The following is a 23,453-nucleotide window of genomic DNA, read 5'->3' as shown; positions in this document are numbered from 1 at the left end:
AAACCCAAGGGGATTCCATGCCGCCCGTTCCGCATCTGGCAACCGCACTGACCGGCCCGCTTTACGAACTGGAAAGCCGCATCCTGACTGCCCAGCCTCAGATCGAACACTGGTTCCGCAGTCAGTGGCATAACCACGCGGCGCCGTTCTACGGCTCGGTGGACCTGCGCAACAGCGGTTTCAAGCTGGCGCCGGTGGACATGAACCTGTTTCCCGGCGGCCACAACAACCTGAACCGCGACTTTCTGCCGCTGGCGGTCCACGCCGCGCAAAGCGCGGTGGAAAAAGTGTGTCCGGAAGCGCGCAGCGTGCTGCTGATACCGGAAAACCACACCCGCAACACCTTCTACCTGCAGAACATCGCCGCGCTGGTGCATATTTTCGAGCAGGCCGGCCTCAAGGTGCGCCTGGGCTCGCTGAACCCAGAAATCACCGAGCCGACCGAGCTGCAATCGGCCAACGGCGACATCGTGCGCTTGGAGCCCATCGAACGCCGCGGCAACCGCCTGGTGCTGGCGGACGGCTTCAACCCCTGCGTGGTTCTGCTCAACAACGATTTGTCCGGCGGCATTCCCGACCTGCTCAAAGGCCTGGAGCAGAACCTGCTGCCGCCGCTGCACGCCGGCTGGGCGGTGCGCCGCAAGAGCAACCACTTCGCCGCCTACGACAAGGTGTGCGAGGACTTCGCGCGTTTGATCTCCATCGATCCCTGGACCATCAATCCCTATTTCGCCAGCTGTAGCGGCCTGGATTTCCACGCCCGCACCGGCGAGGAGCAATTGGCGGACGAGGTGTCGCGGATGCTGGACAAGATTCGCGTCAAATACCGCGAATACGGCATAGACAACGATCCCTTCGTCATCGTCAAGGCGGATGCCGGCACCTACGGCATGGGCGTGATGAGCGTGAAGAGCCCGGACGAGGTGTTGGGTCTCAACCGCAAGGCGCGCAACAAGATGTCGGTGGTCAAGGAAGGCCTGGAGGTGTCCGAGGTCATCGTGCAAGAGGGCGTGTACACCTTCGAAACGGTGGAGGACGCGGTGGCCGAGCCGGTGGTCTACATGATGGACCGCTACGTGACCGGCGGTTTCTACCGCGTGCACACCGGCCGCGGCATCGATGAAAACCTGAACGCGCCGGGCATGCACTTCGTGCCGCTGTCGTTCGAAACCGCCTGCCTGCCGGACAAGCAGGGCACGCCGGACTGCGCGCCCAACCGTTTCTACGCCTACGGCGTGATTTCGCGGCTGGCGCTGCTGGCCGCCTCGCTGGAGCTGGAAGCCACCGATCCGGACGCGGACGAATGAAAGCCTGGCTGAGCCTGGCGCTGTTGGCGGCGACGGCCTCGGCGGCCGCCGACGAGGCCTTGACGCCGCAGGCGCTGGAGGAACTGGTGCAGTGCGCGTCGTTCGAGCGCTACCAGGCCTTGCAGCCGGCCTTGCTGGACGTGGTGTTCGACAAGGGGCCGGATTGGATACGCAAGAACGAGCAGGCCAGCACGCTGGGCGTTTACGCCTATGATCTGAAACGGCCGATCCGGGTGTTCGGCGCGGAGACGACGCGGCTGGCGCTGCACAAGGAGTTCGTGTCGGTGCCGCTGCCGTCCGCTTGGACAATGGCCGAAGCCGCGTCCCGGCTGCGGCTCAAACGCGCGCCGATCCGGGCGACGGAGCAGTATTACCGCTTCGTCGGCGCGGAAGGGCCGATGCTGTCCGTCTACGAGATGTCCGCCAATCCCTTGGCGGCGCTGCTGGGCGCGCCGCAGCAGGGCGAAGCGCTGCGCTACCTCGGCTGCTCCTATAATGGGGCCGACGAGCCCACTTTCCTTTCCGTCGCCGCACAGGCCGACGAGATGATGCAAACGGCGCGCAGCGGCATGGAACGCATGCTGCGCGATGCCGCCAAGCCAAGCGAGGACCGATAATCATGCGCATCCTGTTCATTGCCGATCCGCTGGATCACTTCAAGCTTTACAAGGACACCACCTTCGCGATGATGCAGGAGGCCGCCGCGCGCGGTCATGCCCTGAGCTTCGCCCAGGCCCATCAATTGTCGGTGGAGGGCGGCCGCGTGCTGGTGGACGCGCGCGATCTGAGCCTGACCGGCCAGTACGAGGGCGAGCATCCGGCCTGGTTCAAGCTGGGCGAAGTGCATCGCCAGCCCTTGCAGTCCTTCAGCGCCACTGTGATGCGCAAGGATCCGCCCTTCGACATGGAATACCTGTACGCCTCTCAGCTGTTCACGCTGGCGGAGGCGCAGGGAGCCAAGGTGTTCACCAGCGGCCAGGCGCTGCGCGATTTCAACGAGAAGCTGGCCATTTTGCAGTTCCCGGAGCTGACCGCGCCCACGCTGATCACTGGCGAGGCGCACCGCCTGCGCGCCTTCATCAATCAGCATCAGGACGTGATCCTGAAGCCGCTGGACAGCATGGGCGGCGACAGCATTTTCCGGCTGCGCCCGGACGACGCCAACCTGTCTGTGATCATTGAAACCATCACGCTGCGCGGCAAGCGCACGGTGATGGCGCAGCGCTACATTCCGGAGATCCGCGACGGCGACAAGCGCATTCTGGTGATAGACGGCGAGCCGGTGGAGTGGTGCCTGGCGCGCATTCCGGCGGCGGGGGAGACCCGGGGCAATCTGGCCGCCGGCGGTCGCGGCGAGGCGCGGCCGCTGACCGAGCGCGATCGCGAAATCGCCAGGACGGTGGGACCGGAGCTGAAAAAGCGCGGCATCCTGTTGGCCGGGCTGGACGTGATCGGCAACTATCTGACCGAGGTCAACGTCACCAGCCCCACCTGCTTCCGCGAAATCATGGACCAGACCGAGATCAAGGTCGCCGGCCTGTACATCGACGCCTTGGAGCGGCGCTGCCAGCCGCACTGACACGGTTTGCGACGACTTTTAGACACGGCCGGCGGCAACGTCGGCCGTTTTGATTTTTATTGTCGTCATCTTGAGCTGGCATGCTGGAGCGCCGGCCGCCATCCGATGCCGTTTCCGACGACCCAACCGCATGGATCTAGCAATGAAAGAAAGCCCGTTCAAAGGTAAAACCGGGATCACCCGCCTGATCAACGCCTTCGGTTACTCGCTGGACGGCCTCAAGGCGGCGTTCCGGCATGAGGACGCTTTCCGCCAGCTGGTGCTGCTGGCGGCGGTGCTGATCCCGCTGGCCTTCGTCATCCACGCCCAGCCGCTGGAGCGCGCCTTGCTGGTGGCCAGCTCGCTGGCGACGCTAATCATCGAATTGCTGAACTCCGCGATCGAGGCGGCGGTGGACCACACCTCGCTGGAGCGGCATCCGCTGGCCAAGCGCGCCAAGGACATGGGCAGCGCCGCTCAATTGCTGGGCCTGATCAATCTGACCGCGGTGTGGTGCCTGGTGTTGTTTGCCTGAAGCGGGTAAGGTGACGGCTGCCTGAACCAAGAGGGAGCCGTCCGATGATGTCGCCAGTGGAATCCGGAGTCGAGGAGTGGGTGTTGAACATCGTGCTCTGGCTCAAGTTGGGCGTGGAAGCGCTGGGCGCGCTGGTGATAGGCGTCGGCATCCTGGCCCTGGGCGTCCGCTATGTTCGCCGCTGCCTCAGCGCCAATCATGACGATTACAACCAGGTGCGGCTCAGCTTCGCCCGCTTCCTGGCGCTGGCGCTGGAGTTGCAATTGGCGGCCGACATCCTGTCCACAGCGGTGGCGCCCAGTTGGGACCAGATCGGCAAGCTGGGCGCCATTGCGGTGCTGCGCACCGCGCTCAATTACTTTCTGGGCAGGGAAATTCGCGAAGCCGAGGCGGCGCGTCAGTCTAGTGATCTCCCTATCCACTGAGTCAATCCCGGTTTGGTGGCGTCTGCTGCGTGCCTGGCGCTTCTGCTTCTCCCTAATGCCTTTCCTGATCGTTCGGTCAGTTTGATCTAAGCGCAGTCAATTCTTGCTGGTGATATGTGGCGTAAGGTATATGCTTATGCCATACAAAAGCGAGGTCAAGGATGCCGCGGCTGGCTGGCGTGGTGAATCTACTTTCCCGCGTGCCATGCCTGTTATCGGGTGAGTGTTTTCTCTTAAATCCGTGTGAATAGGAGTTTAACTCATGAACGATAAAGTAAACGAGGCAATAGTTTCTCCCGCCAAAATTGTTGATATGGATACGCTGTGGCAGACGGCGATCCACTATCGCCTGACTGGAATCAATGATATTCAGGCGATGGAGAATATCTATGAGGCACTGCCTGCAAGTTTGGGGTTTCAGGAAATTGCAAACGTCTTCAGCGGTGTTTACTGTGACACCTATTGGGAAACTGATCGTGAGAAACCGCTAATTCTTGCTCAGCATATGACCCAGGCTTTGGCTATTCCCCTGACTTCATCCACGCAATACGCAAATAAAGCGATGCAACAGTGGCGAGGTGTTTTGTGCCGTAAGAACTTTGGCGATAATGGTGTGATTCCAACTATCGGAGCTTATACCGACTCCCCAGATATTGTTTGCAACCAAGATGTGGAGTTGTCGCCGGCAATGTTGATTGATAATTGGAATTCTGAATTCTGGAAAGTGCCCAAGGTTGGGAAAAACTATATTTATACTCGCTGTCAGAATAAGTCGTTTTTCGGCAAGATTAATGATGCCAAGGTAAGAATGTACTACGTCAATGGGGGATTCAACCAGCCGCCGTCTTCTTGGATGCAGTGCTATACGGTGAATGGCAAGAACAAGGATGGTAAGGTTTTGAATCGGGAGGGCAAGAATGCGCTCCTGACTGTGGGCGAGCGCGCAGTCTCTGAAGCCTTCATGCTGGATTTGAAATCTCAGCAGCATGTTTGCCTGATAGCCACCGTTGCCTATCCCTTCTTCACTGAAAATAATCCCTTGCAATTTTCCGAGGGCAACTGGAATTCCGTGCAATGGATTCTTTATAACGGCGCCGGAGCATGGCGTAATGTGACACCTGTATCCAAGAGCGGGGGAGAGGAATCCCTGACGTTCCATAACCAGGATTCCACGCCTGAGCAGTTCAGTTTCAGCATGAGGTGTCGCCGGGTGCCGGAAGGCTCCACCTTGCGGATGTATTCCGACGACCCCGCCGCCGCTTTCGACACCCGGCGCGTGAAAGTGCTGAGAAGCAGCCAGGAGCTCAATATTGCGGTTCAACTGCCGCCGCACTACGCCGGTCACATCAAGGTGCAGCTGGAGGGGCCGGACGGCAAGCCATTGCCCAGCAGCGCTGCGGTGCAGATTTGCATGCATTGGTGCGTGCCGCATTCGAGTCCCCATTATCTGCGGGCGGCGGCGATGTTGGGGGCCTTGGAGGCAGTGCCGACCTTGCAGAGCCTGCAGTTGCCGGTGGGCTACTTCACGTTTGTCGGCGCAGGAGACTAGACTCGCGCAATAAACAACAGCCCTGCATGGAAAACCGTGCAGGGCTGTTGTCGCAAGCGCGGGGCGTGTTAGCCCGGCTCGGCTTCCTTGCCTTCCGGCGGCGCGATCACCTCGCTATAGCCGCATTCCTTCTGCGGGCAGACTTTCTCGGTGCCGCGGCGCTTGGTGGTCTTGATGGTCAGGATCGGCCAATTGCACTTCGGGCAGGGCTCGGCCACCGGCGGGTTCCAGGTGGCGTACTTGCACTTGGGATAGGTGTTGCAGCTGTAGAACAGCTTGCCGTAGCGGCTCTTGCGCTCGATTAGCTGGCCGGCCTTGCATTCCGGGCATTCCACGCCGGTTTCGCGCGGCTTTTCCAGCGGCTCGATGTGCTTGCACTTCGGGTAGTTGGCGCAGCCGATGAACTTGCCGTAGCGGCCCTTCTTGATGTGCAGCTCGCCGCCGCACTCCGGGCAGCTGCGGCCTTCGATCACCGTCGGCGCTTCCGCCTCTTCCGCAGCCTGTTCGGCGGTTTCGCCCATATTGCGGGTGTAATCGCAGTCCGGATAACCGGTGCAGGCGATGAAGCGGCCGCGCTTGCCGAACTTGATGGACAAGGGCTTGCTGCATTTTGGACAGGCTTCGTCCAGGCTCTCGGTGGTGACCTCGGCGCGGGAGATGCTCTCCTTCTCCGCGATCTGCTTGGAGAAGTTCTTCCAGAAGCTGTCCATCACCGGCACCCATTCGCGCTGGCCGTTGGCCACTTCATCCAGCTGGTTTTCCAGCTTGGCGGTGAAGTTGTAGTCCACGTATTGCGCGAAGTGCTCGGTCAGGAATTTGTTGACGATGTCGCCGGTGTCGGTGGGCAGGAAGCGCTTCTTGTCCAGCACCACGTATTCGCGGTCTTTCAGCGTGGAGATGATGCTGGCGTAAGTGGACGGCCGGCCGATGCCGAATTCTTCCAGGGCCTTCACCAGCGAGGCTTCCGAATAACGCGGCGGCGGCTGGGTGAAGTGCTGGGTGCCGTAGAGCTTGTCCACCGGCAGGGTCTCGCCCTCGTCCAGCAGCGGCAGCTTGGCGTTGTCCTCGTCCTCGGCGTCGTCCACGTCTTCTTCATACACGGCGAGGAAACCGGCGAAGGTCTGCACCTGGCCGGTGGCGCGGAAAACGCCTTCGCCGACGGCGATGTCTATGCTGGTGGTGTCGAACTTGGCCGGCGCCATCTGGCAAGCCAGCGTCCGCTTCCAGACCATGTCGTAGAGCTTGAACTGATCCGAGGTCAGGAAGGGCTTGACCATGTCCGGGGTGCGCAGGATGGACGTGGGGCGGATCGCCTCGTGCGCTTCCTGAGCGTTCTTGGACTTGTTCTTGTAGGCCACCGGGTTCTTGGGCAGGTAGTCGCCGTCGAATTTCAGTCCGATATAGCCGCGAATCTCCTCCACCGCCTCGCCCGCCAGCGCCACCGAGTCGGTACGCATATAGGTGATCAGACCGACGGTGCCCTGGCCGATGTCTATGCCCTCGTACAGCTGCTGCGCGGTGCGCATGGTGCGGTCGGTGGTCATGCCCAGCTTGCGCACGGCTTCCTGCTGCAGCGTGGAGGTGGTGAACGGGGCGGCGGGGCTGCGAGATTTCTTTTTCTTCTCGATGCTGCTGACCACCGCCGGGTGGCCTTCCAGCCGCGCCAGTATGCTGGCTTGCTCGGCCTCGTTGGGGATGTCGAACTGTTCCAGCTTCTTGCCGGCCATCGAGGTCAGCTTGGCGCCGAACTTGGTGCGGCCCTTGTGGCTGTCCAGATGCACAGACCAGTATTCCTGCTCGACGAAGGCGCGGATTTCGTTCTCGCGCTCGCAGATCAGCCGCAGCGCGGGGCTTTGAACCCGGCCGGCGGACAGGCCGCGGCGGATCTTCTTCCACAGCAGCGGCGACAGGTTGAAGCCCACCAGGTAGTCCAGCGCGCGGCGGGTCTGCTGTGCGTCCACCAGGTTCTGCGCGATTTCGCGCGGGTTCTGGATCGCTTCCAGCACCGCGTTCTTGGTGATCTCGTGGAAGACCACGCGCTGGGCGGTCTTGTTCTTCAGCAGCTTCTTGCCGTTGAGGATCTGCACCAGATGCCAGGAAATGGCCTCGCCTTCGCGGTCCGGGTCAGTCGCCAGATAGATGTGTTCGGCGTCGCCCACCGCTTTGACGATGGCGTCGACGTGTTTGCTGTTGCGCGCGATCAGCTGGTATTTCATCGCGAACCCTTTTTCAGGGTCCACTGCGCCGTTCTTGGGCACCAGATCGCGCACATGGCCGTAGGAGGCCAGGACTTCAAAGTCAGGGCCTAGGTATTTCTTCAGCGTTTTCGCCTTGGAAGGCGATTCGACGATCAAGAGACTGGTGGGCATATTATCTTTTCTATGTGCAATCGCCGGCATGCCGGCCGATCCGTCCGGACCGGGCTTTTCTGCCGCGCGGCAGAAGGGCGCCAGGCCCGTGCGTGGGCTGCTGCGTTCCCGTCGACAAGGAGGATGAAGGCTTCACCCTGAAAATTTCGCGTCGACAGAAAATATATTCGTCAAATAAAACAAGAGCGCAAGAGCGCTCTTGGATCGGCCGCCGGAACCGGCGGCCAAGGGCGGCATGTTAAGCCCGCTCCATGAGGCTGACAAGTCATTGCATGGTGGGTTCGCCATGCACGGCATCCAACAGCGCTTCGCCCAGCAGAATGGGCAGTTCCGCCTGTTGCGCCCACAACACCATCAAGGCCACCAGCTTGGCGCTGCCGACGTTGATGTCGTCGCCGTGCAGTTCCATCAGGCGGTCGATGACCATTTCGCGCTGCGCGGGCGTCAAGGCGCCGTGATCCTCCAGGAACTGCAGCAGGCCGCGCACGTCGGCGGGCAGGTGCTCCAGCTCGTCTTCGGCGTAAACGCGCATGCCGCTGGCTTCGTTGGCGCCGACGTAGCCGCTGTCGTCCAGGCCGCTGATGCCGTCCAGCCAATCCAGCGCGTCGTTGATCTCCTCGTCCTCGAAACCGGCGGCCTCCAATTGGCGCATCAACGCGCCACGGTCGCCGAAAGCGTCCGGATCGCGGAATTGTTCAAACAGGAAGGCGAGTACGTCAAACATCAATCTATCTTCTTAAAGTGCGGGTTAGCGCGGTTCAGCCCGGTTTCAGGCGCTGAAAAAGCCCGCCGGGATGGCTGGCCACCAGGCCGGCCAGCTCAAGTTCGAGCAGCATCGCGTAAAGCTCCCCCACAGTCAACCCGAGCGTGGTCGAAAGCGCATCCATACTGATGGGGTCGAATCCCATGGCTTCAAGCAGCGGCGATTCCGCCGCGGGGGCCGCCGGCTTGGCGCTGGGGCGTTTGCGTTGCAGCCTGCCCACTTCGTCCAGCACGTCGTCCACGGTTTCCACCAGTTTGGCGCCGTCCTTGATTAGCCGGTGACAGCCGCGAGACTGCGGATTGTGGATGGAACCGGGGATGGCCATCACTTCGCGGTTGTTCTCCATCGCCAGCCGCGCGGTGATCAGCGAGCCGGAGCCGATATTGGCCTCCGCCACCAGACAGCCGCGGCTGAGGCCGGCGATGATGCGGTTGCGGCGCGGGAAATGGCCGGCCAGCGGTCCCATGCCCAGCGCGAACTCGGACAGGATCAGGCCTTCCTCGGCGATGCGGTGCGCCAGCTGGCGGTTGCTGGCCGGGTAGACGCGGTCTATGCCGGTGCCGACCACGGCGATGGTGGCGGGCGGCTGTCCGAGCGCGCCGTGATGGGCGGCGGCGTCGATGCCGCTGGCCAGGCCGCTGACGATGCAATAGCCGTGCTCGGCCAGTTCGCGGGAAAAGCTTTCCGCGTTCTGCCTGCCCTGCGGCGTGGCGGCGCGGCTGCCCACGATGGCGAGCATGGGCTGGGTCAGCAGCTCGCGCCGGCCGCGGGCGAACAGCAGCGGCGGCGGCGAGTTGGATTCGGCCAGCTGCGGCGGGTAGTCGTCGTCCAGCAGCGACAGCAATTGGCAGCCCGGCGTTTGCGCCCATTCCAGCGCCGCCTCGGCGGAGGCGGCGGCCTCGCGCCGCTGCAAGGCTTCGGCCGCTTCTTTGCCGATCAAGGGTTCGGTCTGGCGGCTGTTGGCGTTCAAGGCGGCGTCGGCGCCGCCGAAGGCGTCGATCAGCCGTAAAAAGCCGGCCGGGCCGATGCCGGGGGTCAGCGCCAGCAACAGCCAGTCATGCGGCGGAGCCTTCATTCTTGCTCGGGGCTGGCCACGCCGTCGCCCACGTAGATCGGGCCGCGGCTGTCCAGCACCAGCGCGTAGGACACCTTGTCGAACACGCGGTAGACGAAGGCGTTGCCGGCGCGCTCCGCCGGCAGCGTCACCATGCGTTTGCCCTGTTCGTCTTTGATTTCCAGCGGGCGGCCTTTTTTGAACAGGCCGAACACATGACCGTTTTCGACGCCCTGCGACTGGCCCAGATTGAGTACAATAGTGGAGTATTGGGCCGCACCGTCCACGCCGTTGTAGACCGAGACCACCTTGCCGCTCAGATGGGCGTCGGCCGGATGCGGGGCGTAGTTGTTGAAGTTTTGCTGCGGCGCGCGCATCAGATGGTCGCCCACCAGGATTTCCTCGCTGACGTTTCTGACTTTCAGCGTCTGAACGTCGCCTTGGGGCTTGTCTGCGGTCAGGTCGCCGCTGTAGGTCGCTTCTACGCCCAGCACCTTCTTGGTGTCCGGGTCCAGCAGCGGCTTGCCCAGCCGGTAAGCCTGCCAGGTGCCGGCCTCGTTGACGCCGGTGGCGTAGACGCGGTCCCCGGTGGCGACGGTGAGGTGTTCTTCCGGTCCGGCGATCAGCTTGGGCGATTGCAGGAACTGCGCCATGTCCACCACCAGCGGCCGTTTGAGGAAGGGCTCGATCGCCGAGGCCGGAATGCTGGCCACCGCCTGATCCAGCGTCTCGACGCGGGCCTGCGGCGAGAGTTTGACTTCGCGCTGCGCGCCTCGCGCCAGCGACAGCCGCGGCAGGCCGTCCACATAGTCCAGCGCCAGCACGTCGCCCGGGTAGATCCAGTGCGGATTCTTGATTTCGCCCTGGTTCATCCGCCACAGACGCGGCCATTTCCAGGGGCTGCTCAGATAGCGTCCGGAAATGCTCCACAGCGTGTCGCCGCGCTTCACGGTGTAGCGGCTGGGCGCGTCAGCCTTCAACTGGAGATCGGCGGCGAAGGCGGGCGCGGCGAGCCCGAGGGCCAAGGCGAAGGATATAATGCTTTTACGCATGGGAAATGCCCCAATATGAAGGTGGACGGACACCTGCGGGGGTGGCCCGCATACAAGGAATCGCGTTTCGAACATGTCTATTATCGGCGTGCCGATCGCGATACGACAACTTGATGAGTGAATGAAACGACGGGGAGTCATTAAATCCGATGGCATTGTTGAATATTTTGCATTACCCGGATGAACGGCTGCACACCGTGGCCAAGCCGGTGGAGGTCTTCGACGAGGCCTTGCAGATCCAGATCGATAATATGTTCGAGACCATGTACGAGGCCAAAGGCATCGGCCTGGCCGCGACTCAGGTCGATTTCCACCACCGTCTGGTGGTGATGGACATTTCCGAGGAACGGAACGAACGCCGCGTGTTCATCAACCCGGAAATCCTGAGCAAGGACGGCGAGACGGAGTATGAAGAAGGCTGTCTGTCCGTGCCCGGCATTTACGACAAAGTGACTCGCGCCGAGCGCGTCAAGGTGCGCGCGCTGGACCGCAACGGCAAGCCGTTCGAACTGGAGGCCGACGGCCTGCTGGCGATCTGCATCCAGCACGAGATCGACCATCTGGACGGCAAGGTATTCGTTGAATACCTGTCGCAGATGAAGCAGACCCGCATCAAGACCAAGCTGAAAAAGCGTGAAAAACAGAATATGTGACCGTGGCGCCGTGGGCGCCCCGTCCGGAATGGTTTGAATGAAATTGATCTTTGCCGGTACGCCGGAGTTTGCCGCCGCCGCGCTGCGCGAGTTGATCGCCGCCGGCCATGAAATCGCCCTGGTGCTGACCCAGCCGGACCGTCCGGCCGGCCGCGGCATGAAATTGAAGCCCAGCCCGGTCAAGGCGGTCGCGCTGGAGCACGGCCTGCGTGTGGAGCAGCCGGCATCCTTGCGCAACGACGAAGCGCAGCAGATGCTGCGCGACATCGGCGCCGACTTGATGGTGGTGGCCGCCTACGGGCTGATCCTGCCGCAGGCGGTGCTGGATATCCCGGCGCGCGGCTGTCTGAACATCCACGCCTCGCTGCTGCCGCGCTGGCGCGGCGCGGCGCCGATACAGCGCGCCATCCTGGCCGGCGACGCCGAAACCGGCATCACCATCATGCAGATGGACGTGGGCCTGGACACCGGCGACATGCTGTCCATCCATCCTGTGGCCATCGCCGACGACGAAACCGCCGCCACGCTGCACGACAAGCTGGCCGTGGAAGGCGCGCGCGCCATCGTCTCCACGCTGGCCGGACTGGACGGGATCGCCCCGCTCAAGCAGCCGGAAGCGGGCGTCACTTACGCGCAGAAGCTAAGCAAGGCCGAGGCCTTGGTGGACTGGAGCCTGCCGGCGGAAGAAGTGGCCCGGGCCATCCGCGCCTACAACCCGGCGCCGGGTGCGCATACCTTGCTGGCCGGCGAAGCGCTGAAACTGTGGATGGCCGGCGCGGAAGCCGGTCAGGCCGAGCCGGGCGTGATCGTCGCCGCGGACGCGGACGGCGTGCTGGTGGGCTGCGGCTCCGGCCTGGTGCGCTTGAGCGTGCTGCAGGCGGCCGGCGGCAAGCGGCTGGCCGCGCGGGACTTCGTCGCCGGCAGGAGCCAGCTGGCGGGCACGCGGCTGGGCGTGTGAGCGGATAGACTGAGGCGAGAGGAAAGGGGGCTGCAATGACGGACAACTGGTTCAAGACCACCTTGCTGATGGCGGCGATTCTGGCGCTGTTCGCCGTGATCGGCGGCATGATAGGCGGCAAAAGCGGCATGATTCTGGCCTTGCTGTTCGGCGGGGCGATGAATGTGTACGCTTGGTGGAATTCCGACCAGATGGTGCTGCGCATGTACAACGCGCAGGAGGTGGACGCCCAGAGCGCGCCGGAATTCTACGGCATGGTGGCGGAACTGGCGCAGCGCGCCGGCCTGCCTATGCCGCGCGTCTACGTGATTCACGAAGAGCAGCCCAACGCCTTCGCCACCGGCCGTAGTCCCGAGCACGCGGCGGTGGCCGCCACCAGCGGCATCATGCGCATGCTGGACTATCGCGAGCTGCGCGGGGTGATGGCGCACGAACTGGCCCACGTCCAGCACCGCGACACCTTGATCTCCACTATTTCCGCCACCATGGCCGGCGCGATATCCGCGCTGGCCAACTTCGCCATGTTCTTTGGCGGCCGCGACGAAAACGGCCAGCCGGTGGGCTGGCTGCCGCGTCTGGCCATCGCCCTGCTAGCGCCGCTGGCGGCCAGCCTGATACAGATGGCGATTTCCCGCGCGCGTGAATTCGAGGCCGACCGCGGCGGCGCCGAGATTTCCGGCGACCCGCTGGCCTTGGCCTCCGCCTTGCAGAAGATCGAGTACTATGCGCAGGGCATTGTGATGCCCACCGCCGAGGCGCACCCGGAAACCGCGCAGATGATGATCATCAATCCCTTGTCCGGCGGCGGCGGGATGGGCGATCTGTTCCGCACCCATCCGCAGACCGCGGACCGCATCGAACGGCTGCAAGCGATGGCGCGCGGCGTATATTAATTGAAGAGCGTCGGGCGGCCGCGCGCCGCCTTGATCGCGCAAGGCCAATGCCGGAGGGCATTGGCCTGTTTGTTATGGTTTGATAGAAAGCACCCATGCATCATATTCAGCAATTGGCCGCCAATATTCTGTTGCGCGTCGAATCCGGAACCAATCTGACCGAGGCCTTGGCCGAGGCTCAACGCAAGGCGCCGGAGTTGACGCCGTCCGAGCGCGGCGCTTTGCAGGATCTGGCCTACGGCAGCCTGCGCCACTTGGCGCGGCTGCGTTTCTACTTGCGCCAACTGGTGGCCAAGCCCTTGCCCGAGCCGGTGCTGGAGCGGGTGCTGATCGTGGCCTTCTATCAGCTCTCGCACACCCGCGCCGCCGAGTACGCGGTGGTGAACGAGGCGGTGACCCTGGCCAGCCGGCTGGCCAAGGGCAATTTCAAGGGCCTGGTCAACGGGGTGCTGCGCAACTTCCTGCGCCAGCGCGCCGCCTTGGAACGCGCGGCGGAAAAGGACATCGAGGCCAGCTTCAACCACCCGCTATGGTGGATCAAGGGCTTGCAGCGCGCCTATCCGGACGCCTGGCAAGCCGTGCTGGACGCCGACAACGGCCATCCGCCGATGACTTTGCGCGTCAATCGCCGCCATGGCGACGCCGCGGCCTATCTGGAGCGGCTGCGAGCCGCCGGGCTGGACGGCGAGGCTTTGGACGGCGGCTCGATCACGCTGGCGCGGCCGGTCAATGTGCGAGACTTGCCGGGCTTCGCCGACGGCGAAGTCTCGGTGCAGGATTGGGGCGCGCAGCAGGCCGCGCACTGGCTGGACCTGCGCGCCGGCCAAAGGGTGCTGGACGCTTGCGCGGCGCCGGGCGGCAAGACCGGCCATATCCTGGAGAGCGCCGATGTCGAAGTGACCGCGCTGGACATCGACGAACAGCGGCTGCAGCGCGTGGCCGACAATCTGGAACGCATCGGCGCGACCGCGCGGCTGCATGCGGCCGACGCCGGCCAGCCGGACGGCTGGTGGGACGGCCGGCCCTTCGACCGCATCCTCGCCGACGTGCCCTGTTCCGCCAGCGGCGTGGTGCGTCGCCATCCGGACATCAAGTGGCTGCGCCGCCCCGGCGATTTCGCCGCGCTGGGCGTGCAGCAGGCCGCCATGGCCGACGCGCTGTGGCCTTTGCTCGCCTCGGGCGGCAAAATGCTTTACGCTACGTGCTCCATTTTCCCCGAAGAGAATCAGCAACAGCTAGACTCCTTTCTGAATCGCCATGCGGATGCCGCGTGCCTGAGACAGGAGCAGTTGCTTCCTTGTGAGCGTCATGACGGCTTTTATTACGCGTTGCTTGAAAAACGTTAGCCTGCTGCTGTGCTTGCTGGCCGGTCTCGCCATGGCGGCGCAGGCCGAAACCATCAGCTCGCGTCGGGCTGAGGCCGAGGTGACGGCGGACGGCCAGTTGTCCGTCAGCACCCGCTTTCAGACGCGCTTGACGCCCAGTCTCAGCGATGCGCTGGAACAGGGCGTGGTGCTGCCGTTCCGGCTGGAGTTCCAGCTGACCAAGCCGCGTTTGACCGCTTACTATCTGAATTTCAGCGAGTGGTTCGATCCGCACGCCCAGTTGGGCTTCAAGCTGTCCTATCAGTCCTTGACCAATCGCTACCGCGTCACCATCGGCAATCTCTCCAACTACTACCCCACCCTGCGCGAAGCGCTTGGCGCGGTGGGCGCGATCCAGGGCTGGCGCGTGCTCAATTCCGGCACCCTGGACCCGCGGGCCTCGGGGCGCGTGGCCGGCCAGGTGCGGCTGTTGCTGGACATCGGCGAACTGCCCAAGCCCTTTCAATTGAACGCGCTGGGCTCGTCGGACTGGTCGCTGTCGTCCGACTGGGTCAAGCTGGACGTGAAGGACGGCGGCTGATGCGTTACGCGGTGATTGCGCTGGCGACGCTGGGCGCCATCCTGCTTTATCTGCTGGCTTTGGCCACCGGCAACGCATCCAAACTCAACGAATACTACTGGTGGGTGTTCGGCCTGAACGGCCTCCTGCTCGCCACGCTGCTGGGCGTGGTGGCGCGGCAACTGCTGCGCCTGCGTCAGCGGGTGCGGCAACGGGTGTTCGGCGCCAAGCTGACCCAGAAGCTGGTGATGATGTTCGCGGTGGTGGCCCTGGTGCCGGGCATCCTGGTGTTCACCGTTTCCGCCCAGTTCCTGACCCGCAGCATCGAAAGCTGGTTCGACGTCCGCGTCGAGTCGGCGCTGGACCGCAGCCTGGGCTTGGCGCGCAACTCGCTGCAGTACGTGCAGGAAGACCTGGGGCGCCGCACGCGTTCGGTGCAGGACGATATCGAGTCCTTGCCGGAAGGCCTGCTGCCGGCGCGGCTGGAGCGCTTGCGCGAGCAACTGGGATTGCGCGAGCTTGCTGTCTATAGCCGCAGCGGTCAGCTGCTGGCCTTCGCCGGCGGACTCAGCGAGCGAGTGCCTCCTCCGCTGTCGCGCGAGAGCATAGGCAAGCTCAAACCGCGCCAGACGCTGGACAGCTTCGAGAACGACGGCGGCAGCGGTCTGGTGCTGAAGTCGCTGCTGATTTACCGCAATCTGGACAGCCAGCAACGCGTGTTGCAGGCCCTGCAATCCGCTCCCGGCCGCATCGCCCAGGACGCGGAGCAGATCGAGACCGCGCGCGCGGAGTACCGCCAGCTGCTCTTGGGCCGCGAGGGCCTGACCACCTTCTACATGCTGACGCTGGCGCTGTCCGCGCTGCTGGCGCTGACCGCGGCGCTGGCCTTCGCCTTATTCCTGTCAGAGCGCCTGTCGGCGCCCTTGTCCGAGCTGGCCGCCGGCACCCGGGCCGTGGCGCAGGGCGACTTTTCCAAGCGCCACCCGGTATACCGGCGCGACGAGCTGGGCATGCTGACCACCTTGTTCAACCGGATGACGCAGCAGCTTGAGGACGCGCGCCACGCCGCGGACCTCAGCCGCAGCGAACTGGAAAGCAGCAAACTTTACCTGGAAAGCATTCTGGCCAACCTGAGCGCCGGGGTGATCGCCTTCGGCGCCGATTGGCAGCTGCGCGCCGCCAATACCAGCGCCTCGCGCATTCTGGGCGTGGATTTCGCCGAGGTGTCGGATCAGGATTTCCCGCACTGGGCCACCTCGATTCCAGCGGTGGCGCCGCTGGTGGAGTGCGTGCTGGAGTACGCGTCCAAGAACAGCGACAGCGACTGGAAAACCCAGCTTAACTATTTGACGGTGCAGGGCGAGCGCACCTTGCTGGTGCGCGGCGCCCATCTGCCTGAGGCGTCTGCGGTGGGCTATGTGGTGGTGTTCGACGATATCACCGAACTGGCGCGCGCCCAGCGCGACGCGGCCTGGGGCGAGGTGGCCAAGCGGCTGGCGCATGAGATCCGCAACCCGTTGACGCCTATCCAGCTATCGGCGGAACGGCTGGCGATGAAGCTGCAGGACAAGCTGGCCGGCGCCGACGCCGACATGCTGCGACGCTCCACCGACACTATCATCAAGCAGGTGGGCGCGCTCAAGGCCATGGTGGACGCCTTCCGCGATTACGCGCGCGCACCGCGCACCAAGTTGACCGAATTGGACCTGAATCAAGTGGTGCGGGAGGTGATGGCTCTTTACGAATCCAACTCTGCTGTTAAGATGGCGCTTGATGAAAGGCCGTTGATGATCATGGCGGATGCGGCATTGTTGCGGCAGGTTTTACATAACCTGATTCAGAACGCGCAAGATGCGGTCCTTGACGTTGACATCCCGATGATTCAAATTAGCAGCCGAAAAGAAGAAGGCTATGCGCTCGTTTGCGTGGAGGATAACGGTCCGGGCTTTGCTCCGGAGATCCTGCAACGCGTGTTCGAACCCTATGTGACCAGCAAGACCAAAGGTACCGGTCTTGGCCTGGCGGTGGTCAAGAAGATTCTTGAAGACCATCACGGGCAGATCAAAGTGGGTAATCTCGAACCGAATGGCGCGCGCATCCTTCTCTCCCTGCCATTGCTGGAGGCCTAATGCGTAGCAGCGATATTTTGATTGTTGACGACGAGATCGGTATCCGTGAATTGCTCTCCGAGATACTGCAGGATGAGGGGTACACCGTCGCGCTGGCGGAAAACGCCGAGGTAGCCAGACAGTTGCGCAACCAGACGCGTCCGGCGTTGGTGTTGCTGGACATTTGGATGCCGGATTGCGACGGCGTGACTTTGCTCAAGGAATGGGCCAAGTCCGGTCAGCTGAACATGCCGGTGGTGATGATGTCCGGTCACGCCAGCATAGACACCGCGGTAGAGGCGACTCGCATCGGCGCTTTCGACTTCCTGGAGAAGCCGATCGCGCTGCAAAAGCTGCTGACCACGGTGCAGCGGGCGCTGAAATACGGCGATATGCAGGCCAACACCTCGCTCAATCTGGACAAGCTCGGCCGCAGCGAGCCGATCCAGGAGCTGAAGCGGCAGCTGGAACGCGTGGCCAAGGTCAAGTCGCCGGTGCTGCTGACCGGCGAACCGGGCTCCGGCTTCGAACTGGTGGCGCGCTTCTTCCATCAGGGCAACACCCCGTGGGTGACGCCGGCCAAGCAGGAGCAATTGGCGGACGCCCCGCTGGAGCTGCTGCAAAAAGCCAATAACGGCGTCTTGTTCCTGCCGGAGATCGGCCAGTACGGCCGCCGCGTGCAACAAGGGCTGCTGTTCCTGCTGTCCAAGCTGGACCGCTTCAATGTGCGGCTGCTGTGTTCCTGCAGCCGCCCGTTGCAGGAACTGCTGGTGGATCCCGAGTGCGACAACCGCCTGCTGACGGCCTTGTCCAGCGTGATTGTGCCGATTCCGCCGCTGCGCGAGCATTCCGAAGACATCATCTTCATCGCCGAGCAGATCCTGACCGAGCTGGTGGAGTCCAAGCAGGTGCCGGCCCGCAAGCTGACCACGGCGGCGCTCAACGCCTTGAGGCAGTACGATTGGCCGGGTAATCTGGAGCAGCTGCGCAGCATCATCAAGAGCCTGGCGCTGACGTCGGAGTCGGACGAGGTGGACGCGGGCGAGGTCAACAAAGTGCTGGCGCAGTTCCGCCATGAGAAGCCGGTGGAGGAGTCCGGTTTCGACTTCAATATGCCGCTGCGCGAACTGCGCGAGCAGTTGGAGCGGCGCTACTTCGAGTACCATATCTCGCTGGAGAACGGCAATATGAGCCGGGTAGCGCAGAAGGTGGGCCTGGAGCGCACCCATCTGTACCGCAAGCTCAAGCAACTGGGCATCAAGTTCGCCCGCAAGACGGTGGAAGAATAAGTCCGCGTTTCCGTTAGAACCGTTCAAAGTCTCGCGAGCAAGAGCGAGACAAGGCGAAAATGGCTGAAGTAGCGGAATGTACATACGGTACATGAGCATTCTGAAGGTATTTTCAACGCCGTATAGCTGAAGCGCAGCAGACTTTGAGCATAAGGCCAGCCCGGATACGGCTGGCCTTATGCTTTGGGCGATGGCGCGGCGGCGGCGTTCGGATTAGGCTAGCAATCATGATTGAACTCAACGACGAGGCGCTATTGCGCTATAGCCGGCACATTCTGCTGCCGGAAATCGACATTGCCGGCCAACAGCGGCTAAACCGGGCGCGCGCGCTGATCGTCGGCGCCGGCGGATTGGGCTCGCCGGTGGCGCTGTACCTGGCCAGCGCCGGAGTAGGGCATATCAGCATCGCCGACGACGATGTGGTGGAGCTGTCCAATCTGCAGCGTCAGATCGTTCACGACAGCGATAGCCTGGGGCATTTGAAGGCCGAGTCCGCCGTCGAGAGAATGCGCCGCATCAACCCGGAGGTGGATGCGCGGCCGCTGGCGCGGCGGCTGGACCAGGCGGCCCTTGAGGGATTGGCGGCCGACCATGATCTGGTGCTGGACTGCAGCGACAATTTCGCCACCCGCCACGCGGTGAACCGCGCCTGCGTCACCGCCGGCACACCGCTGGTGTCCGGCGCCGCGGTGCGTTTCGCCGGCCAGCTGGTGGTGTTCGATCCGCGCGATGCCGCGTCGCCCTGCTATCACTGTCTGTTTCCGGACGAGGGCGAGGCCGGGGACGGGCCGTGCGCGACTTTCGGCGTGCTGTCGCCGCTGGTGGGGGTGATAGGCAGCTTGCAGGCAGTGGAGGCGGTCAAGCTCTTGGCCGGCATTGCGCCGCGTTTGGGCCGGCTGACTCTGTACGACGGGCTGAGCGGAGAGTTCCGCCAGATCAAGGTGCCGCGGGATCCCGCTTGCGCGGTGTGCGCCGCAGGATGAAAAACGCCCCGTTTGACCGGGGCGTTGGTTTTGCCGGGGCGAGCGGGCATCACAGATGCTGCTGCACCAGCTTGCGTACTTCCTTGAAGTCCATTACGCCGACGTAGCGCTTGATGATCTTGCCCTGTTTGTCGATCAGGAAGGTGGTCGGCGCCAATTGGATGTCGCCGAAGGCCTTGGCGATCTCGCCATTGCCGTCCAGCGCGACGAAGAAGGGCAGCTGGTATTTGTCCACGAAGCTCTTCACGTAATTGGGCGGATCGTAGCTCAGCGCCACCGCGATGGTTTCATAGCCCTTGCCGGCGAACTCCTGATGCATTTTCTTGATTTCCGGCATTTCCTCAACGCAGCCCGGGCAGCTGGTGGCCCAGAAATTGACCAGCACCACCTTGCCCTTCAGCGATTCGGTGCTGGCGGTCTGGCCGCTGAGCGAGGTGTAGTTGACCTGGGGTGCCGGCGAGCCGGCGAACAGCGTCATATAGGCGACGACGGCGACCAGCGCGATGCCCAGCAGCGCGAGCAGACCTTTCTTCATTTCCTTATCCTGCGGTAAGGTCCGGGCGCGGCCCGGACGGTTCATGCCATGGCGATCAAGCCTGTTCGGCCAGCATTTGTTCCAGTAGTTCCTTCAGCTTGCCGTCCAGCGCCACCGCCTTGCCTTGTTTGGCGTCAAACACTGCGAAAGTGACGTCGGCCTCGGCCACCAGCTTGCCGTTGCCGACCAGGGTGACGCGTTGATGCATCACCGCGCTGCGGGTGCCTATCGATTTGACGCCGGTGTCGATTTGCAGCTCGTCGCCCATGGTGGCCGGGTAGCGGTAATCGATATTGATGTTGACGACCACCAGCGCCAGGCCGGACTGCAGGAACCAAGGCAGGTCGCCGCGGCTCTCGAAGTAGTTCCAGCGCGCCTCCTCCAGAAACTCCAGATAGCGGGCGTTGTTGACATGGCCGTACAGGTCCAGATGATAGCCGCGCACTTTGATCTTGGTATTGTGCTGCATGATGGTGTTTTCCCCTTTGCTCGTGATGGCGCGCTGCGCCGCCATGGACGGCGACGCCGCGGCGCCCATGTTATTCGCCCAGTTCCAGCGGCACGAAGGCCTCGCGCTCCAGCGCCTCGTCCACCAGGTCGGTGACGATGGAATGGATTTCCAGCGAGAACCATTGCTGGAACAGTTCCAGCGACAGCTCTTCCGGCCACAGGCTGTCGTCGTCGCACCAGTCGGACAGCTCGGCTGCGAATAATTGCTGGTAACGCTCGAAAACAAAGGCTTGGGCGTCGGCGTAATCTTCCGCCGCCGGGATCAGCAGCGCGTTGCAGTCCTGGCCCAGGTGCTGCAGCGAGATTTCCTCGTCCAAGCCGCCGGGCAAGGATTGCAGCCAGGCGTGGAAGGGGGCGAGGGGGCGGATCAGGGCGATGCTGCGATTGACTTCGTACATGGAGATTCCTTGATGATGTGTCAGCGACTGGACAGTTGATTGTCGCGAGTGAAAACGAATTTCTGGCGGATGCGTTGCGAGCTGGATTGCTCCGCGAGCGAGGCCGGGAACGGCGCGTAGGGCGCGGCCAGTTCCACGATGCGGCGGGCGGCTTCGTCCAGCACGTCGAAGCCGGAGCTGCGCAGCACGCGCACGTCGCGCAGGCCGCCGTCGGCTGCAATCAGCACTTCCAGCGTCACGGCGCCGTGAATGTTCTGGCGGCGGGCGGCTTCCGGGTAATTGAGGTTGCCGATGCGCTCCACTTTCAGCCGCCAGTCTTCCTGGTAGCGGGCCCAGGGGTAGCCGCGGGCGCTTTCGGCCAGCTTGCCCTGTTTGCCACCGCTTTCCTGCTCCTTGTCGGTCAGGCCGCTGTCGCCCAGCTGCCGGCTCAAGTCGCCGACCTGGGCCAGCAGGCTGCCGGCGCTGACATGTCCGACCGTGCCGGACTGCGCGGCCGGCAGCGCCGGTTTTTTGCCGGCGTCAGGCGGCCGGGCCATGGTTTGTTGCCGCGGCGATGCGTCGGCGGGTTCGGGCGTGCCGGGCTCCGCCGGCGCGGCGACCGGCTTCGCGCGATGGCTGGCCAGCTTGTCGGTCTGAGCGCTATTGCCGGCCCCCAGATTGTTCTGCTCCGCCAGCCGGCGGGTTTTGGGCGTCTGGCGGCTGGGCGTCTGGTTCAACTGCACATTGATGATCTGGGCGGAGACGGGCGCGGGCGGGCTGGAGCGTGGACGAATCTCCAGGCTGAACAACAGCGCATGGACCAGCAGCGAAGCGAGCAGCGTCAAGCCCAGCGGCAGCATGGTGGCGCTGGAAGTCGAGGGCGAGAGCGGACTAGTGGACATGGATGGCTGTTGTGTTGGCTTTCACCGGGTAAGCGGAGTTCGCCGCAGGCGGAACCGGGCGCAGCTGAAAGTGTAGCACGGCGGCCAGTAAAAACGCCGCGCTGAGCGCGGCGTGGCGATGCATCAAGCGTGCGGGCGTATTATTTTTCCAGCAGGCTGCGCAGCATCCAGGCGGTTTTCTCGTGAACTTGCAGACGCTGGGTCAGCAGGTCGGCGCTGGGCTCGTCGGCGGCGCGTTCCACCACGGCGAAAATGCTGCGCGCGGTGCGACATACGGTTTCATGGCCGTCCACCAGCTGGCGGATCATCTCCTCGGCCTTGGGCGGGGCGCCGGCGGCTTCCTGGATCGCGGTCAGCTTGGCGTAGTCGGCATAACTGCCCGGCGCGTGGTGGCCCAGCGCGCGGATGCGTTCAGCCACGGCGTCCACCGCCAGCGCCAGTTCGTTGTACTGGGTTTCGAACATCAGGTGCAGGGTGTTGAACATCGGCCCGGTGACGTTCCAGTGGAAGTTGTGGGTTTTCAGATACAGGGTGTAGGTGTCGGCCAGCAGGCGGGACAAGCCATGAGCGATTTCCTGGCGGTCTTGTTCGTTGATTCCAATATCCATCGCGATATCCTCATAAGTGAAGGGAGAGCGGAAGCCTCCCGTCGGCTGACGCCGGCGCGGCGGCTTTTGGACTACACTCTCCCGTTTTGCGGGAAAAAATCATGAAACCTTGGCTGGACTGCCGCAACGGCGCTGTCCGTCTGACGCTGCATGTGCAGCCCGGCGCCAGGAAAACCGAGGCGGCGGGCGAACACGGCGACTGCCTGAAAATACGTTTGGCGGCGCCGCCGGTGGACGGCAAGGCCAATGCCGCGCTGTTGGCCTGGCTGGCGCAGCGCTTCGCCGTGGCCAAGCGCGACGTTCAACTGCTGTCCGGCGACAAGAGCCGGCACAAGGTGGTCTTGCTTCAGTGCGAGATCACCGAGGAAGACGCGCTGCGGCGGCTGGACTTTCAGTGAAGGCGCCGGTCGGGCGGCGTGGTTTTGTCCACCCGGGTATATTCTCCATCGATGATGTCGGGGTCGGCGGCGGATCCGGGTCCGGTCGCCGCGCGAGCGTTGACGGCAATGCTGGGGCCTTTGAAAGGCAGCAGCAATAGTACGGCGGCCAGGTCGCTGATGACGCCTGGTATCAGGAACAGCACGCCGGCCAGCAAATAACGCAGCGGCCAGAGCAAGGAATACAGCGATACGCGGTCGCCCTGGCGCATCACGCTGCCCAGGGTGAACAAGGCGCCGATCTGCTGGTTGCGCAACATCCACAAGCCCAGCAGCGAAGACAGCACGACGAAAACGAAGACGGCGAGCCCGCCGAAGTGGTCCGCCAGCGCCACCAGGGCGGCGATTTCAGCGAAGGGGTACAGCAACAGCAGGATGAGGAAGGTGCGCATGGGCAACTGAATCCGGTAAGTGGGTTTCGCGATCAGGCGGCGGACGCGTAAACCTGATCCCTTGTTGTACACATGGGTATGGCTTGGCGGCTTTCAAGGCCGGTCTGGAATTATCGTTCGGGCTTAGATGATATCGCGGCGCTTCGGTTCCCGTTTCAAGCGGGCTTTTCCGTCCGTGCCGCTGTCATTGTCATGAAAAAAAATGCAAAAACCCGTTGACGACCCTGAACTGTTTCATTATAGTTGCGCTCTCTCTTGGGTCGTTAGCTCAGCTGGTAGAGCAGCGGACTTTTAATCCGTTGGTCGCAGGTT

25 protein-coding genes are annotated in these 23,453 nt (G+C 63.2%); 15 read left to right on the top strand and 10 right to left on the bottom strand.

The window, feature by feature from the left end; translation table 11 throughout:
* The first annotated feature begins 17 nt into the window (after window positions 1-17).
* The 6 genes from gshA (at window position 18) to ACODRW_RS09800 (ending at window position 5,374) form a co-directional block, all read left to right on the top strand.
* Window positions 18-1,307, top strand: a complete 1,290-nt coding sequence (gene gshA / locus ACODRW_RS09825) for a glutamate--cysteine ligase (protein WP_107797861.1) — start codon at window positions 18-20, stop codon at window positions 1,305-1,307.
* The gene (locus ACODRW_RS09820) at window positions 1,304-1,924 is read left to right on the top strand and encodes a hypothetical protein (RefSeq protein WP_107797862.1); all 621 of its coding nucleotides are present in this window, start codon (window positions 1,304-1,306) and stop codon (window positions 1,922-1,924) included. Before gshA ends, ACODRW_RS09820 begins: the two co-directional genes overlap by 4 nt.
* Window positions 1,925-1,926: 2 nt before the next feature.
* On the top strand, window positions 1,927-2,886 hold the full coding sequence (gene gshB / locus ACODRW_RS09815) for a glutathione synthase (RefSeq protein ID WP_107797863.1): 960 nt from the start codon (window positions 1,927-1,929) through the stop codon (window positions 2,884-2,886).
* A 142-nt stretch (window positions 2,887-3,028) separates the two neighbouring features.
* Window positions 3,029-3,400 carry a diacylglycerol kinase gene (locus ACODRW_RS09810; protein WP_043635597.1) on the top strand — a complete coding sequence of 124 codons (372 nt, stop codon included), beginning with the start codon at window positions 3,029-3,031 and terminating at the stop codon, window positions 3,398-3,400.
* Between the two features lie 44 nt (window positions 3,401-3,444).
* Complete coding sequence (locus ACODRW_RS09805) at window positions 3,445-3,825, top strand: DUF1622 domain-containing protein (protein WP_235084904.1); 381 nt, start codon at window positions 3,445-3,447, stop codon at window positions 3,823-3,825.
* Between the two features lie 262 nt (window positions 3,826-4,087).
* A complete protein-coding gene (locus tag ACODRW_RS09800) occupies window positions 4,088-5,374 on the top strand; it encodes a hypothetical protein (protein ID WP_235084902.1) in 1,287 nt (428 codons plus the stop codon).
* Between the two features lie 68 nt (window positions 5,375-5,442).
* On the opposite strand, the gene topA is transcribed toward ACODRW_RS09800, so the two are convergent.
* The 4 genes from topA to ACODRW_RS09780 form a co-directional block, all read right to left on the bottom strand.
* A complete protein-coding gene (topA, locus tag ACODRW_RS09795) occupies window positions 5,443-7,743 on the bottom strand; it encodes a type I DNA topoisomerase (protein WP_253313495.1) in 2,301 nt (766 codons plus the stop codon).
* Between the two features lie 265 nt (window positions 7,744-8,008).
* Entirely contained in the window at window positions 8,009-8,467 is a 459-nt protein-coding gene (locus tag ACODRW_RS09790) for a Smg family protein (protein ID WP_048413521.1), read from the bottom strand.
* A gap of 34 nt (window positions 8,468-8,501) precedes the next feature.
* Complete coding sequence (dprA, locus tag ACODRW_RS09785) at window positions 8,502-9,581, bottom strand: DNA-processing protein DprA (protein WP_486636406.1); 1,080 nt, start codon at window positions 9,579-9,581, stop codon at window positions 8,502-8,504.
* The gene (locus ACODRW_RS09780) at window positions 9,578-10,612 is read right to left on the bottom strand and encodes a LysM peptidoglycan-binding domain-containing protein (RefSeq protein ID WP_488905646.1); all 1,035 of its coding nucleotides are present in this window, start codon (window positions 10,610-10,612) and stop codon (window positions 9,578-9,580) included. The genes dprA and ACODRW_RS09780 overlap by 4 nt, the downstream gene beginning before the upstream one ends.
* Before the next feature lie 149 nt (window positions 10,613-10,761).
* On the opposite strand from ACODRW_RS09780, the gene def reads away from it, so the two are divergent.
* The 8 genes from def (at window position 10,762) to ACODRW_RS09740 (ending at window position 19,380) form a co-directional block, all read left to right on the top strand.
* The gene (gene def / locus ACODRW_RS09775; protein ID WP_107797869.1) at window positions 10,762-11,265 is read left to right on the top strand and encodes a peptide deformylase; all 504 of its coding nucleotides are present in this window, start codon (window positions 10,762-10,764) and stop codon (window positions 11,263-11,265) included.
* A 37-nt stretch (window positions 11,266-11,302) separates the two neighbouring features.
* Complete coding sequence (fmt, locus tag ACODRW_RS09770; RefSeq protein WP_486636407.1) at window positions 11,303-12,223, top strand: methionyl-tRNA formyltransferase; 921 nt, start codon at window positions 11,303-11,305, stop codon at window positions 12,221-12,223.
* A 35-nt stretch (window positions 12,224-12,258) separates the two neighbouring features.
* Window positions 12,259-13,116 carry a zinc metalloprotease HtpX gene (gene htpX / locus ACODRW_RS09765; protein WP_227106518.1) on the top strand — a complete coding sequence of 286 codons (858 nt, stop codon included), beginning with the start codon at window positions 12,259-12,261 and terminating at the stop codon, window positions 13,114-13,116.
* Between the two features lie 95 nt (window positions 13,117-13,211).
* The gene (gene rsmB / locus ACODRW_RS09760; protein WP_227106520.1) at window positions 13,212-14,462 is read left to right on the top strand and encodes a 16S rRNA (cytosine(967)-C(5))-methyltransferase RsmB; all 1,251 of its coding nucleotides are present in this window, start codon (window positions 13,212-13,214) and stop codon (window positions 14,460-14,462) included.
* Entirely contained in the window at window positions 14,449-15,021 is a 573-nt protein-coding gene (locus tag ACODRW_RS09755; protein WP_233246632.1) for a DUF4390 domain-containing protein, read from the top strand. Before rsmB ends, ACODRW_RS09755 begins: the two co-directional genes overlap by 14 nt.
* Window positions 15,021-17,129, top strand: coding sequence for a sensor histidine kinase (locus ACODRW_RS09750; protein ID WP_107797874.1), 2,109 nt, complete (start codon window positions 15,021-15,023; stop codon window positions 17,127-17,129). Before ACODRW_RS09755 ends, ACODRW_RS09750 begins: the two co-directional genes overlap by 1 nt.
* Entirely contained in the window at window positions 17,129-18,397 is a 1,269-nt protein-coding gene (locus ACODRW_RS09745) for a sigma-54-dependent transcriptional regulator (protein ID WP_019100015.1), read from the top strand. The genes ACODRW_RS09750 and ACODRW_RS09745 overlap by 1 nt, the downstream gene beginning before the upstream one ends.
* 227 nt (window positions 18,398-18,624) lie before the next feature.
* Window positions 18,625-19,380: a HesA/MoeB/ThiF family protein gene (locus ACODRW_RS09740; protein ID WP_488905645.1), complete on the top strand. Its 756-nt coding sequence runs from the start codon at window positions 18,625-18,627 to the stop codon at window positions 19,378-19,380.
* Between the two features lie 49 nt (window positions 19,381-19,429).
* On the opposite strand, the gene ACODRW_RS09735 is transcribed toward ACODRW_RS09740, so the two are convergent.
* From ACODRW_RS09735 to ACODRW_RS09715, 5 genes are all read right to left on the bottom strand, one after another.
* Window positions 19,430-19,915, bottom strand: a complete 486-nt coding sequence (locus tag ACODRW_RS09735; RefSeq protein ID WP_107797876.1) for a TlpA disulfide reductase family protein — start codon at window positions 19,913-19,915, stop codon at window positions 19,430-19,432.
* A gap of 55 nt (window positions 19,916-19,970) precedes the next feature.
* Entirely contained in the window at window positions 19,971-20,384 is a 414-nt protein-coding gene (locus tag ACODRW_RS09730) for an acyl-CoA thioesterase (RefSeq protein ID WP_253313577.1), read from the bottom strand.
* Window positions 20,385-20,454: 70 nt separating this feature from the next.
* Window positions 20,455-20,823, bottom strand: a complete 369-nt coding sequence (locus ACODRW_RS09725; RefSeq protein ID WP_107797877.1) for a VacJ — start codon at window positions 20,821-20,823, stop codon at window positions 20,455-20,457.
* Window positions 20,824-20,843: 20 nt separating this feature from the next.
* Window positions 20,844-21,704 carry an energy transducer TonB gene (locus ACODRW_RS09720; protein WP_486636411.1) on the bottom strand — a complete coding sequence of 287 codons (861 nt, stop codon included), beginning with the start codon at window positions 21,702-21,704 and terminating at the stop codon, window positions 20,844-20,846.
* A gap of 140 nt (window positions 21,705-21,844) precedes the next feature.
* Window positions 21,845-22,312: a Dps family protein gene (locus ACODRW_RS09715; protein WP_107797879.1), complete on the bottom strand. Its 468-nt coding sequence runs from the start codon at window positions 22,310-22,312 to the stop codon at window positions 21,845-21,847.
* A 101-nt stretch (window positions 22,313-22,413) separates the two neighbouring features.
* On the opposite strand from ACODRW_RS09715, the gene ACODRW_RS09710 reads away from it, so the two are divergent.
* On the top strand, window positions 22,414-22,710 hold the full coding sequence (locus ACODRW_RS09710) for a DUF167 domain-containing protein (RefSeq protein ID WP_107797880.1): 297 nt from the start codon (window positions 22,414-22,416) through the stop codon (window positions 22,708-22,710).
* On the opposite strand, the gene ACODRW_RS09705 is transcribed toward ACODRW_RS09710, so the two are convergent.
* Window positions 22,704-23,141, bottom strand: coding sequence for an FxsA family protein (locus ACODRW_RS09705; RefSeq protein WP_488905644.1), 438 nt, complete (start codon window positions 23,139-23,141; stop codon window positions 22,704-22,706). The genes ACODRW_RS09710 and ACODRW_RS09705 overlap by 7 nt on opposite strands.
* Between the last annotated feature and the right edge of the window lie 312 nt (window positions 23,142-23,453).

It is taken from the genome of Chromobacterium sp. FG89, from assembly GCF_057808735.1.
The sequence above is the reverse complement of the archived record's forward strand: the minus strand, read 5'-3'. Positions and strand labels throughout refer to the sequence as shown.

Coding starts and splice junctions, on each gene's coding strand:
- gshA (WP_107797861.1), top strand. CDS start 18: ATGCCGCCCGTTCCGCATCTGGCAACCGCACTGACCGGCCCGCTTTAC.
- ACODRW_RS09820 (WP_107797862.1), top strand. CDS start 1,304: ATGAAAGCCTGGCTGAGCCTGGCGCTGTTGGCGGCGACGGCCTCGGCG.
- gshB (WP_107797863.1), top strand. CDS start 1,927: ATGCGCATCCTGTTCATTGCCGATCCGCTGGATCACTTCAAGCTTTAC.
- ACODRW_RS09810 (WP_043635597.1), top strand. CDS start 3,029: ATGAAAGAAAGCCCGTTCAAAGGTAAAACCGGGATCACCCGCCTGATC.
- ACODRW_RS09805 (WP_235084904.1), top strand. CDS start 3,445: ATGATGTCGCCAGTGGAATCCGGAGTCGAGGAGTGGGTGTTGAACATC.
- ACODRW_RS09800 (WP_235084902.1), top strand. CDS start 4,088: ATGAACGATAAAGTAAACGAGGCAATAGTTTCTCCCGCCAAAATTGTT.
- topA (WP_253313495.1), bottom strand. CDS start 7,743: ATGCCCACCAGTCTCTTGATCGTCGAATCGCCTTCCAAGGCGAAAACG.
- ACODRW_RS09790 (WP_048413521.1), bottom strand. CDS start 8,467: ATGTTTGACGTACTCGCCTTCCTGTTTGAACAATTCCGCGATCCGGAC.
- dprA (WP_486636406.1), bottom strand. CDS start 9,581: ATGAAGGCTCCGCCGCATGACTGGCTGTTGCTGGCGCTGACCCCCGGC.
- ACODRW_RS09780 (WP_488905646.1), bottom strand. CDS start 10,612: ATGCGTAAAAGCATTATATCCTTCGCCTTGGCCCTCGGGCTCGCCGCG.
- def (WP_107797869.1), top strand. CDS start 10,762: ATGGCATTGTTGAATATTTTGCATTACCCGGATGAACGGCTGCACACC.
- fmt (WP_486636407.1), top strand. CDS start 11,303: ATGAAATTGATCTTTGCCGGTACGCCGGAGTTTGCCGCCGCCGCGCTG.
- htpX (WP_227106518.1), top strand. CDS start 12,259: ATGACGGACAACTGGTTCAAGACCACCTTGCTGATGGCGGCGATTCTG.
- rsmB (WP_227106520.1), top strand. CDS start 13,212: ATGCATCATATTCAGCAATTGGCCGCCAATATTCTGTTGCGCGTCGAA.
- ACODRW_RS09750 (WP_107797874.1), top strand. CDS start 15,021: ATGCGTTACGCGGTGATTGCGCTGGCGACGCTGGGCGCCATCCTGCTT.
- ACODRW_RS09745 (WP_019100015.1), top strand. CDS start 17,129: ATGCGTAGCAGCGATATTTTGATTGTTGACGACGAGATCGGTATCCGT.
- ACODRW_RS09740 (WP_488905645.1), top strand. CDS start 18,625: ATGATTGAACTCAACGACGAGGCGCTATTGCGCTATAGCCGGCACATT.
- ACODRW_RS09735 (WP_107797876.1), bottom strand. CDS start 19,915: ATGAAGAAAGGTCTGCTCGCGCTGCTGGGCATCGCGCTGGTCGCCGTC.
- ACODRW_RS09730 (WP_253313577.1), bottom strand. CDS start 20,384: ATGCAGCACAATACCAAGATCAAAGTGCGCGGCTATCATCTGGACCTG.
- ACODRW_RS09725 (WP_107797877.1), bottom strand. CDS start 20,823: ATGTACGAAGTCAATCGCAGCATCGCCCTGATCCGCCCCCTCGCCCCC.
- ACODRW_RS09720 (WP_486636411.1), bottom strand. CDS start 21,704: ATGTCCACTAGTCCGCTCTCGCCCTCGACTTCCAGCGCCACCATGCTG.
- ACODRW_RS09715 (WP_107797879.1), bottom strand. CDS start 22,312: ATGGATATTGGAATCAACGAACAAGACCGCCAGGAAATCGCTCATGGC.
- ACODRW_RS09710 (WP_107797880.1), top strand. CDS start 22,414: ATGAAACCTTGGCTGGACTGCCGCAACGGCGCTGTCCGTCTGACGCTG.
- ACODRW_RS09705 (WP_488905644.1), bottom strand. CDS start 23,141: ATGCGCACCTTCCTCATCCTGCTGTTGCTGTACCCCTTCGCTGAAATC.